General features: G+C 68.3%; 9 protein-coding genes. 6 read left to right on the top strand and 3 right to left on the bottom strand.

Annotated features, from left to right (window positions below):
- The first annotated feature begins 1 nt into the window (after position 1).
- The 5 genes from ACUTR7_RS09425 (at position 2) to ACUTR7_RS09405 (ending at position 3,948) form a co-directional block, all read left to right on the top strand.
- Complete coding sequence (locus ACUTR7_RS09425) at positions 2-1,384, top strand: multicopper oxidase family protein (protein ID WP_445608678.1); 1,383 nt, start codon at positions 2-4, stop codon at positions 1,382-1,384.
- A gap of 20 nt (positions 1,385-1,404) precedes the next feature.
- Positions 1,405-1,896, top strand: a complete 492-nt coding sequence (locus tag ACUTR7_RS09420) for a cupredoxin domain-containing protein (RefSeq protein WP_012204757.1) — start codon at positions 1,405-1,407, stop codon at positions 1,894-1,896.
- Between the two features lie 36 nt (positions 1,897-1,932).
- Positions 1,933-2,463, top strand: a complete 531-nt coding sequence (locus tag ACUTR7_RS09415) for a DUF411 domain-containing protein (protein WP_043824841.1) — start codon at positions 1,933-1,935, stop codon at positions 2,461-2,463.
- Positions 2,464-2,478: 15 nt separating this feature from the next.
- Entirely contained in the window at positions 2,479-2,871 is a 393-nt protein-coding gene (locus tag ACUTR7_RS09410; protein ID WP_013803097.1) for a copper-binding protein, read from the top strand.
- Between the two features lie 66 nt (positions 2,872-2,937).
- Positions 2,938-3,948 (top strand): P1 family peptidase, encoded by a 1,011-nt coding sequence (locus ACUTR7_RS09405; RefSeq protein WP_445608677.1) that lies wholly within the window; start codon positions 2,938-2,940, stop codon positions 3,946-3,948.
- 6 nt (positions 3,949-3,954) lie between these two features.
- On the opposite strand, the gene ACUTR7_RS09400 is transcribed toward ACUTR7_RS09405, so the two are convergent.
- The 3 genes from ACUTR7_RS09400 to ettA all read right to left on the bottom strand — a co-directional run bounded on the left by ACUTR7_RS09400 (position 3,955) and on the right by ettA (position 9,593).
- Positions 3,955-5,100, bottom strand: coding sequence for an FAD-dependent monooxygenase (locus ACUTR7_RS09400; RefSeq protein WP_097202782.1), 1,146 nt, complete (start codon positions 5,098-5,100; stop codon positions 3,955-3,957).
- A gap of 167 nt (positions 5,101-5,267) precedes the next feature.
- Positions 5,268-7,871 (bottom strand): DUF1631 family protein, encoded by a 2,604-nt coding sequence (locus tag ACUTR7_RS09395; RefSeq protein WP_445608676.1) that lies wholly within the window; start codon positions 7,869-7,871, stop codon positions 5,268-5,270.
- Between the two features lie 60 nt (positions 7,872-7,931).
- Positions 7,932-9,593 (bottom strand): energy-dependent translational throttle protein EttA, encoded by a 1,662-nt coding sequence (gene ettA / locus ACUTR7_RS09390; protein WP_013803101.1) that lies wholly within the window; start codon positions 9,591-9,593, stop codon positions 7,932-7,934.
- A gap of 267 nt (positions 9,594-9,860) precedes the next feature.
- Here ettA and ACUTR7_RS09385 point away from each other — a divergent pair, with 267 nt between their 5' ends.
- Entirely contained in the window at positions 9,861-11,666 is a 1,806-nt protein-coding gene (locus ACUTR7_RS09385; RefSeq protein WP_445608675.1) for a DEAD/DEAH box helicase, read from the top strand.
- Positions 11,667-11,770: the final 104 nt, after the last annotated feature.

Raw genomic sequence — 11,770 nt, 5'->3', positions numbered from 1 at the left:
CATGAACCGCCGCAACTTCTTCACCGGCGCGGCCGTGGCCGCCGTCTCCAGCGCCGCCGTCAGCCGCGTGGCCCTGGCCGCCCTGCCCGAGGCAGCGACCCAGTCCTCGGCCGAAACCGCCGCTCCGCTGGCACCGCCCAACGGCCGCCCCTACCGCCCCGTGGTCACGCTCAACGGCTGGACCACGCCCTGGCGCATGAACGCAGGCGTCAAGGAATTCCACCTGGTGGCCGAGCCCGTGGTGCGCGAGGTGGCACCGGGCTTCTTCGTCAACATGTGGGGCTACAACGGCCAGAGCCCGGGACCGACCATCGAGGTCGTGGAAGGCGACAAGGTCCGCATCTTCGTGACCAACCGCCTGCCCGAGCACACCACCGTGCACTGGCACGGACAGCGCCTGCCCAACGGCATGGACGGCGTGGGCGGCGTGACCCAGCCGCACATCCCGCCCGGCAAGACCTTCGTCTACGAGTTCACGGCGCGCCGCCCCGGCACCTTCATGTACCACCCGCATGCCGACGAGATGGTGCAGATGGCCATGGGCATGATGGGCCTGTGGATCACGCATCCGAAGGCGGCCCATCCGCAGATCGCCGAGGTCCAGCGCGACTACGCCTTCCTGCTGTCGGCCTACGACGTGGAGCCCGGCTCCATGACGCCGCGCGTGGCCGAGATGACGGACTTCAACATCTGGACCTTCAACAGCCGGGTGTTCCCCGCCATCAGCCCCGTCGTCGCCAGGCGTGGCGACCGCGTGCGCCTGCGCGTGGGCAACCTGACCATGACCAACCACCCCATCCACCTGCACGGCCACGAATTCGAGGTCACGGGCACCGACGGCGGCCCCGTGCCCCGGTCCGCTCGCTGGCCCGAGGTGACCACCGACGTGGCCGTGGGCCAGATGCGCCAGGTGGAGTTCATCGCCGACGAGCTGGGCGACTGGGCCCTGCACTGCCACAAGAGCCACCACACCATGGGCGCCATGGGGCATGACACGCCGACCATGATCGGCGTGGACCACCGGGGCCTGGTCGGCAAGATCCAGAAGATCGTGCCCGACTACATGGTCATGGGCGAGCGCGGCATGGGCGACATGGCCTCCATGGAAATGCCCCTGCCCGACAACACCTTCCCGATGATGACCGGCACGGGCCCCTTCGGCCCCATCGAGATGGGCGGCATGTTCACCAGCCTCAAGGTGCGCGAGCAGCTGGGCGCCAACGACTACGGCGACCCGGGCTGGTTCACCCACCCCAAGGGCAGCGTGGCCTATGAATGGAAGGGGCCGGCGGCCGAAGCCTCCGCACCGCGCCAGACCACGCCCGGCCAGTCCCCCGGCGCACCCAGCGTGCGCAAGCCCGGTGCGGGCCATGAGCACCACTGATGCCATCCAAGGAGCACCTCATGAACACCTTTGCCCTCCTCCTCGCCACCGCACTGCTCGCCGGCCCCGCTGCCGTCTTCGCCCATGGCAGCGAAGCCCACGATGACGCTCCCAAGACCGCCGCGGTCAAGGAGCAAAAGCCCTGGGGCATTGCCGGCGATGCCTCGGCCGCCCGGCGCACCATCACCCTGGACATGAGCGACAACATGCGCTTCACGCCAGAGCGCATCAGCGTCAAGCGCGGCGAGACGGTGCGCCTGCGCGTGGCCAACAAGGGCCAGGTCATGCACGAGATCGTGCTGGGCACGCCGGCCTCGCTGGACGAGCACGCGCAGATGATGCTCAAGTTCCCCACCATGGAGCACGGCGAGCCCTACATGGCCCATGTCTCGCCCGGCAAATCCGGCGACCTGGTCTGGAATTTCAACCGCGAAGGCAGCTTCGACTTTGCCTGCCTCATCCCCGGCCACTACCAGGCCGGCATGCGCGGAACCATCACGGTGACGCAATGAGCGCGCCCCTTCTTCCCCCCCCTTCAGGAGCACCCCATGAAACATGAACGCATGGCATCCGCCCACCCGCGCCGCAGTGCGCTGCGCCGCATGGCCCTGGCCTGCACGGCATTCGCCGCCCCTTCGCTGTGGGCGGCTGCACCCACGGTGCCCAAAGAAGCACCCAGCACCCGCATCCCCGTCGAGGTCTGGAAGGACCCCAACTGCGGCTGCTGCCAGGACTGGGTGGTGCACATGGAGCAAAACGGCTTTGCCGTCACCGTGCACGACACCGGCAACAGCGCCGTGCGCGCCAGGCTGGGCATTCCGGCGCGCCTGGGCTCCTGCCACACGGCCCTGGTCGAAGGCTATGCGCTCGAAGGCCATGTGCCTGCGGCCGACGTGCACAAGCTGCTCAAGCAAAAGCCCAAGGCGCTGGGCATTGCCGTGCCCGGCATGCCCGTGGGCAGCCCCGGCATGGACGGCCCCGAGTACGGCGGCCGCAAGGACCCCTACGAGGTGCTGCTGATCACCAAGAACCTCATGAACAGCGACGTTTCCACCCGCACCTTCACCAGCTACCGCTGAACCCCGGAGCACACCATGCACAACACAGCCCTCCTTGTTTCCCGTACGTCCCGTACCGCACTTGCCGTGCGCCTGGCCCTTGCCGCCGCGCTGATCCCGGCCTGGGCCGGTGCCCAGGCCACGGCCCACGACCATGCGGCGCATGGCGCGCAATCTGCAGAAACCGCACCCGCCGCCGCCAGCCAGGACCTCAGCGAAGGCGAGGTCACGCGCTGGGATGCTCGCACCAGCAAGGTCACGCTGCGCCACGGCGAACTCAAGAACCTGGGCATGCCGCCCATGACCATGGTCTTCCAGCTGCGCGTGGCTGCACCCGAGCCCGCCCTCAAGGCCGGCGACAAGGTGCGCTTTCGCGCCGAGCAGGACCAGGGCGCCTTCGTGGTCACGCAGCTGGAAGTGCTGCGCTGAAGACCGGGTGCAGGGCTGCCGTTTCGGCTAAGGTGAAGGCCTGTCCATCACCGAGCAGAGCAGCGCATGCCAAGCACCGACTCAGACCCCGGCTCCATCACCCGCGTACAGGGCATCGAGGTAGGCCACCACACCGATGCCCGCCGCCCCACGGGCTGCACCGTCGTGCTGGCGCGCGGCGGTGCCGTGGGGGGCTGCGATGTGCGTGGCGCCGCCCCCGGCACGCGCGAGACCGACCTGCTGCATCCTTCCAACCTGGTGCAGCAGGTGCATGCCGTCATGCTCTCGGGCGGCAGCGCATGGGGGCTGGACGCGGCCAGCGGCGCCATGCGCTGGCTGGATGAGCAGGGCATAGGGCTGGATGTGGGCGTGGGCCGCGTGCCCATCGTGCCGGCCGCCGTGCTGTTCGATCTGGCGGTGGGCGACAGCCGCATCCGCCCGGGTGCCGATGCCGGCCATGCGGCCTGCCAGGCCGCCAGCACCGCGCGGCCTGCCGAGGGCAATGTGGGCGCCGGCATGGGCGCCTGCGTGGGCAAGGTCTTCGGCATGGATCGCGCCATGAAGGGTGGCATCGGCACGGCCTCGCTCACCGTGCACGGCGTCACCGTGGGCGCGCTGATCGCCTGCAATGCCGTGGGCGATGTGGTCGACCCCCACAGCGGCGCGCTGCTGGCCGGCGCGCGCAGCCCCGATGGCCGCCAGCTGCACGACACCTGCCGTGCCCTGCTGCGCGGCGAAGAGCCCCGGCCGCTGCTGGCAGGCACCAACACCACCATCGGCGTGATTGCCACCGATGCACGCATCTCCAAGGTCCAGGCCCAGCGCCTGGCCGTGGTATCCCATGACGGCCTGGCACGCGCCATACGCCCCGTGCACACCATGAGCGATGGCGACACGCTGTTCGCCCTGGGCACCGGCCTGGCCGAGCACTCGCTGGGCATGCTGACCCTGTCCGCCATGGCCGCCGAGGCCGTGGCCCTGGCCACGGTGCGCGCCGTGCTGGCCGCGCATTCGCTGACCACGGCCGAAGGGCTGGAGCTGCCCTGCGCCAGGGAGCTGGCCGCCTGCCGGCCCTGACCGGGCTCAGGCCTGCAGCGCAACCGCCCAGGCGTCGTAGCCGTAGACGCCATCGGCATTGCCACCGGCGCGCAGCCAGTTGTTGCCGCGCGAGCCGATCTGGATCTCGCTGGTGCGCTGCATGCGCATGGCCTGGTAGCGCGCCAGGACCTCGGGCACCTGCTGCGGACCCGGGGCAGCATCCAGGTTGCGGGCCAGCACCACGGCGTCCTCGATGGCCATGCCTGCACCCTGGGCCATGAAGGGCATCATCGGGTGGCAGGCATCGCCCAGCAGCGTGATGCGGTCCTGCGACCAGGCCGGCAGGGGATCGCGCTCGTACAGCGCGGTCTTGAGCACGCCATCGCAGGCGTCGAGCAGCGCCCGGGCATCGGGATGGAAATCGGCGTAGAAGCCGCGCAACTCCTCGACGCTGCCGGGCGTGGTCCACGATTCCTCGTGCCAGGAATCCTGGGCCGTGGTGGCGAAGATGAAGGTGTCGCGCCCCTGGTTCAGAGGAAAGGTCACGATCTGGCTTTGCGGCGTGGCGCCCCACCATTTGGTGAAGGCCTGGATGTCGGGCACATGGCGCACGCGCTCGGTGGGCACCACCGCGCGGAAGGCCACCACACCCGTGAAGCGCGGGCTCTCGGCACCGAACAGGGCCGCGCGCACCACGGAGTGGATGCCGTCCGCGCCAATGAGTGCGTCCAGCCCGGCCACTTCGCTGCCATCGGTGAAGGCGATGCCCACGCCTTGCCCCGTCTGCGTGATCTGGCTGGCACGCTTGCCCAACTGCACCTGGTCCAGCGGAAAGGCATCGGCCAGCGCGGCCAGCAGATCGGCGCGGTGGATGGTCAACTGCGGGGCGCCGTACTTGCGCTCGGCCTCGTCACCCATGGTCAGGCGCGAGGTTTCCTCGCCCGTGTCCCAGTTGCGGCTGATGCGGTGCGTGGGCCGGGCGGCGCTGGCGCGCACGGCGGCGGCAATGTCGGCGCCCAGGCCATCGAGGGCGCGCACGGCATTGGGCGTGAGGTTGATGTCCGCGCCCACGCGCAGGAACTGCCGGCTTTGCTCGAACACCAATACTTCATGCCCTGCCTGGTGCAGCGCATTGGCTGCCGCCAGTCCGCCAATGCCTGCTCCGACGATGCCTATCCTCAAACGCGCCATGGTTCCTGTCTCCTGCTGGTGGGGTCTATTCGGTGATGCGCCCCGTGATCCGGAGCGCACCGATGCAGGACATTGTCTTTTTGACAGGCCTCGGGCCTCAACCTCCGCAAGGCCCGAATTGGGCACGATTCGTCCCCATCGGCGCCGGCGCATGTCCGGCAGGCGCCTCAGTCCACGCGCCGCAGTTGCCCTTGCGCCAGCAGCTTGTCGCGCATGCGGCGCGTCATGGACTGGGTGCTGCCATCGGTGGCCGTGAACAGGAACAGCGTCTGCTGCGGGCTGACCCAGGTCAGCTGGGTGCGGATGCACTGCCGGGCGTTGGACAGTTCCACCCAGGTGCCCAGCGCCCAGTCTTCGGACACCACGGGAACCACCGGCGGCGGTGGCTCCAGGGGCAGCGCGGGCTCGGCAGGCATCGGGGCGGCTTCGCCACCGGCCAACGCAGCCTGCCCCGCAAGCCCAGCAAGGGCCTGCGGCGCTTGTGCAGCCGGGGTGGCCGGCAGCTCATCCTGCAGCGCCTCGGGCAGTTCCAGGTCCTGCTCGGTCAGCGCGCCGATATCGTCCACCATCGGCTGCCGCACATCGAGCGGCACCGGCAGGGAGGCCGCCAGGCCAAACAACGACTGCGGCAGACGGCCCGCCAGGGAGCCGGGCGTTGTCTGGCCAAGCGTTGCCGCACCAGTGGAGGAAGACAGGGATGCCAGCACCGAGTCCGACCCGTAGATGGTCGGCGGTACGGAGTCCAGATAAATGTCCACGCTCTCTATGGGCTGGCGGACCACACCGGCATCCAGCGCGTCCTGGTGCAGGCCGGCCAGGCGCGCGGCAAAGGCCTGGATTTCCTCTTCCGTACGCCCCACGCTGCGCAGGCCGGCGCGCAGCCGGGCCTGCAGCCGGGGTGCCAGCGCCACCAGGCGGTCGGTATCGCGGCCTGCGTGCGCCGACACGCTCCACAGCAGGCTGGGCACCAGGGCCAGATAGCCGCCGGGGTCCCGGGCCTCGCTGCCGTCCACGGGTTCCTGAACGCTGGCGATCACTTCGGCCCAGGGTCCCGTGGCGAATTCCAGAATGTCATCGGGCACGCCCTGGGCGCTGGGCAGGCGCCGGATGGCGGCTGCAATCTGCTCGGCCCTGGGCATGGCGGTTTCGGGCCAGCGCGGGTCCACGCCCCGCCTTTCCACATGCCTGAGCGCAGCCGAGACAGGCCCGGTCACCGTGCCGCCTTCCGGCATTTCGCCAGGACCCACGGGCTGCATGCCGCTGCCGCCCCAACCGTCGCGCAGCTGCTGCAGCACCGTGGCAAAGGCCGACGCATCGGCACGCTGCAGGGCCGCCAGCCGCATGGCGGCGGAATCGGCCACCTGCAGGAATTGACCGTAGCCGGGCGCGGATTCACTGTCGAACCACAGGCTGCGTGCCGTCAGCTCATCGAGCAGTTGGCGCGCGGGGTGGCTGCGGTCTTCAAAAAAGCGCGCGTCCTGGACCACCAGCTGCTGCAGCAGCGGCTCCAGACGGCCCACGGTGCGCTGCACGGAAGGCAGCAGGCGCGTGTCGGCCGCCATGAAACGCATCATGCGCTGCAGGGTGTGCAGCGCGGCGCCGTCGTCGGCGCGCACGCCGGGTGCGGGCTCCTGCTGCTCGGGCGGCTGCAGCGCCTGCATCAGTTGCTCCAGCTGGGCCGAGTGGTGCTGCACGGACTCCAGCGCCATGCAGCTCAGCGAAGTCCAGCCTTCGGGCAGCGCCGCCAGCACGGTGGGTGCCGTCTCGCTGCCCTGCCAGGCGGTGGTCTGCAGGCGGCTTGCGCCGTCCATGGCCGGCGCAAACTGCCCGGGCACGGAATAGGAGGATGTGTGGGCCAGCGCCAACATGGAAGAAGGCGCCGCAGCGGGCGCCTCGCGGTGCGAATCCATCCAGCGTGGATCGGACAGCAGGGCCGCCACCAGGCGCCGCGTCAACTCATCTTCCTGGGCCTGCTGACCAAAGGAGCCATAGGCGCGGCTCTGGGCCACGGCATCGCCATAGTGGGAAGGTGCCCGCCAGCGGCTTTGCCCCGGCAGGTCGGAATGGCGGCGTCCCGCGTCGGGCGAAGGGGCCTGTACCGGCGCCAGGCCATAGGCCGCAGGCTGCACCCCCTTGTCACGCAGGGATTGGGCGATATGGCCGTACTCGGACACCAGCAGCGCACCCAGGTGTTCGCGCATGAAGCCCAGCCAGCAGGCGGCGGAGCCGGGGTCCACCCCGGTGTCGTCGATCACGCGCTGCAGCGCCTGCACATAGCTGTGGGGCCGCAGCGGATTGCGTTCGGGCTGGACACGGTCCAGGCCCTGGACGGCGCTGACCAGGGCGTCGAGCTCGGCCAGCGCGATCTCCACCTGCGGCGCCACATGCTGCAGCAGGCGCTGGTGGGCCAGCTGCGACTGCAGCACGGAGTCGTCCAGGAGGGAGAGGGAGGCGAAATCGGTGGTGCCGGGCACACCGGACGCACCGGACATGCCAGGCACAGGGGGCCAGGCAGCAGCGCCGCCGGATTGACCAAAGCATTCCAGCAGCGCCCGCCCATAGCCCTTGAGCATGGGCGCCCGGTGGCGGGCCAGCAGCTCCAGTGCCTCGGGGATTTCAGCGCGGCGCGGCAGGCCGGAGCCCGGCTGGTCGGCCTGCTCCATGGCATGCGCCGTGCGCTGCAGCAGCCGCAGGATCAGCGCCTCCGAGCCGCGAACAGCCTGCACCAGGCAGGCTTGCAACGCCGCAACAGAAACGGGTGGAGGATTCATGGCCCGAAGAATACAGGCTCCAGCCCGTGCCGGAGGCGCTTTGAGGCTTGCCTTTGATGCTTACTTCAGTGCCTTATAGCGCATGCGCTTGGGCTTGGCACCCTCCTCGCCCAGACGCTTTTTCTTATCGGCTTCGTACTCCTGGTAGTTGCCGTCGAAGTACACCCATTGCGAATCGCCTTCGGCCGCCAGGATGTGCGTGGCGATACGGTCGAGGAACCAGCGATCGTGGGAGATCACCAGCACCGTGCCCGCGTACTCCAGCAGCGCATCTTCCAGCGCGCGCAGGGTTTCCACGTCCAGGTCGTTGGAGGGCTCGTCCAGCAGCAGCACGTTGCCGCCCTGGATCAGCGTCTTGGCCAGGTGCAGGCGGCCGCGCTCGCCGCCGGAGAGGTTGCCGACCTTCTTTTGCTGGTCCTGGCCGTTGAAGTTGAAGCGGCCTGCGTAGGCGCGCGACGCCATCTGGAACTTGCCGACGTTGATGATGTCCAGCCCGCCCGAGATGTCTTCCCACACCGTCTTGTCGTTGGCCAGCGCGTCACGCGTCTGCTCCACATAGGCCATCTTGACCGTCTGGCCCACGATGACTTCGCCGGAGTCGGCCTGCTCGCGCCCCGCGATCAGCTTGAACAGCGTGGACTTGCCGGCACCGTTGGGGCCGATGATGCCGACGATGGCGCCAGCGGGGATGTTCATGGTCAGGTTGTCGATGAGCACGCGGTCGCCAAAGCTCTTGGTGACGTTGTTGAACTCGATGACCTGGGTGCCCAGGCGCTCGGCCACAGGAATGAAGATTTCCTGGGTTTCGTTGCGCTTTTGGTATTCGAAATCGCTCAGTTCCTCGAAGCGCGCAATACGGGCCTTGGACTTGGTCTGGCGGCCCTTGGCATTCTGGCGAACCCACTCCAGTTCCTTCTTCAGGGCCTTGGCACGGGCTTCCTCGCCCTTTTGCTCGGACTCCAGGCGGCTTTGCTTCTGGAACAGCCATTCGGAGTAGTTGCCCTTGTAGGGAATGCCGTGGCCCCGGTCCAGTTCCAGAATCCACTCGGCAGCGTTGTCCAGGAAGTAGCGATCGTGGGTGATGGCCACCACGGTGCCGGTGAAGCGGTGCAGGAATTGCTCCAGCCATTCCACGGACTCGGCATCCAAGTGGTTGGTGGGTTCGTCAAGCAGCAGCATGTCGGGCTTGGACAGCAGCAGCTTGCACAGGGCCACGCGGCGCTTTTCGCCACCGGACAGCTTGCCGATCACGGCATCCCAGGCCGGCAGGCGCAGGGCGTCGGCAGCGATCTCCAGCTGGTGCTCGGAGTCGGTGCCGGCAGCGGCGATCTTGGCTTCGAGCTCGCCTTGCTCGGCGGCCAGCGCGTCGAAGTCGGCATCGGGCTCGGCATAGGCGGCGTAGATTTCATCGAGGCGCGAACGGGCCGCGTTGACTTCGGCCATGGCCTCTTCCACGGCCTGGCGCACGGTGTGCTCCGCATTGAGCTGCGGCTCCTGCGGCAGGTAGCCGATGGACAGGCCCTGCATGGGCAGCGCCTCGCCTTCGAATTCCTTGTCCACCCCAGCCATGATCTTGAGCAGCGAGGACTTGCCCGAGCCGTTCAGACCCAGCACGCCGATCTTGGCGCCCGGGAAAAAGCTGAGAGAGATGTCCTTCAAGATCTGCCGCTTGGGCGGCACGGTCTTGGTGAGGTGGTTCATCGAGAAAACGTATTGAGCCATTCTGGTCCGAGTACTTGAATCGTTGATTTCTGCAAAAACCGGGCAACAAATCGGTTGCACGCCAGCCGTGATTATCCGCGCATGCGACAATACCCTGCGTCACGGGTTCCAGTTGCCCGTGACATCAGCATTCCAGCTGGGGACGATGGACGCTGTTTTCCAGGCTCCCGACATTGAACTACATCCGCCTACGACTGGTCCGGCAACCGCCCTGGTTGCCTCGACAGGCAGATACCCAGCGCCCCGGACGGGCGCATCTTTGATCACATGACATTTGAAGAACTGAATCTGGCTCCCGCCATTCTGAAGGCCGTGCTTGAGGAGGGTTACGAGAACCCGACTCCCATCCAGGCACAGGCCATCCCTGCGGTGCTCGCCGGCCACGACCTGCTGGCAGGTGCCCAGACCGGCACCGGCAAGACCGCTGCCTTCACCCTGCCCATGCTGCACCGCCTCTCGCAAGGCCAGGTGCCGCGCAACAAGTTCGGCGGCAAGGGCATCCGCGCCCTGGTGCTGACGCCCACGCGTGAACTCGCCGCACAGGTCGAGGAATCGGTGCGCAGCTACGCCAAGTACCTGGACATCAACTCCACCGTCATCTTCGGCGGCGTGGGCATGAAGCCCCAGATCGACCGCATCAAGAAGGGCGTGGACATCCTGGTCGCCACGCCGGGCCGCCTGCTGGATCTGCAGCAGCAAGGCTTCATGGACCTGTCCACCGTCGAAGTCCTGGTGCTCGACGAAGCCGACCGCATGCTGGACATGGGCTTCATCCATGACGTCAAGAAGGTGCTGGCCCTGGTGCCCAAGGACAAGCAAAGCCTGCTGTTCTCGGCCACCTTCAGCGACGAGATCCGCGACCTGGCCAACGGCCTGCTGCGCAACCCGCAGTCCATCCAGGTCACGCCCAGCAACACCACCGTGCAGCGCATCACCCAGGTGATCCACCCCGTGGGCCGCGGCAAGAAAAAGCAGGTGCTGCTGCACATCATCAACGAGAACAACTGGAGCCAGGTTCTGGTGTTCACGCGCACCAAGTTCGGCGCCAACAACGTTGCCGAATTCCTGACCAAGAACAACATCAGCGCCATGGCGCTGCACGGCAACAAGAGCCAGAGCGCCCGCACCCAGGCCCTGGCCGGCTTCAAGACCGGCGAGCTGCGCGCCCTGGTCGCCACCGACATCGCTGCACGCGGCATCGATATCGACGAGCTGCCGCACGTCGTGAACTACGAGATCCCCAACGTGTCCGAGGACTACGTGCACCGCATCGGCCGCACGGGCCGTGCCGGTCGCGAAGGCCACGCCGTCAGCCTGGTCTGCATGGACGAAGAAGGCTTCATGATGGACATCGAGCGCTTCACCAAGCAGGAAATCCCTGTGCAGGTGCTCGAAGGCTTCGGCCCTGAAGAGGACGAAGTGGCCGAACCCATCGCCATGGGCCGCCAGACCATCTGGGGCGGTGCGGGCAAGCCGCCCAGCCGTGACGTCATGCAGGCCGCCGCCAAGGCTGCGCGCCAGGAAATGATGGACCGCATCCGCACCACCAAGGCCACCCAGCCCGACCGTGGCGGCCGCGCAGGTGGCCGTGGCCAGGCCCCCAAGGCCGGCTCGGACGAAGGCCGATCCGAAGGCAACGCCGGCGGCCAGGGTCGTGGCCGCAACCACGCCGGTGCAAGCGCCAACAACAAGCCGCGCCGCGATCGCTTCGATGGCCCGGGCAATGGCTCCGGCGCCGCCCACCGCCCCAAGGCAGCCCCCCAGAACGCCCCCAGGCGCGGCCCGCGCCCTGACGGCGAAGGCGGCGGCGGCGGTGTCCGTCGCTTCGATGACCAACCCCCGCGCGCTGATGCCCACCTGGGCACGCAGCTGGGCCATGCACGCAGCAGCGGCCCCCGTGGCAGCGCAGGTGGCGGCCAGCCCGATCCGATGCGCACCAGCGTGGACACCATGGCCGAACGCGGCCGCCGTGGCGGCTTCAACCGCGGCGGCAATGGCGGCAATGGCGGCGGTGGTGGCGGCTTCGGCGGCGGTGGCCGTGGCGGCCCCTCGCGCGGCGGCTACGGTCGCTGACCTGCACCACGGCTCCTTGGCATGCCCTGCGGCAAGCCGAGGAATCCGCCAACAAAAAAGGGCTGCATCTCTCCGGGGCTGCAGCCCTTTTCACATGGCGCAGA

The sequence above is a fragment of the Delftia sp. NA_296.1 genome (genome assembly GCF_052692095.1).
This window is presented reverse-complemented; position numbering and strand designations above follow the sequence as displayed.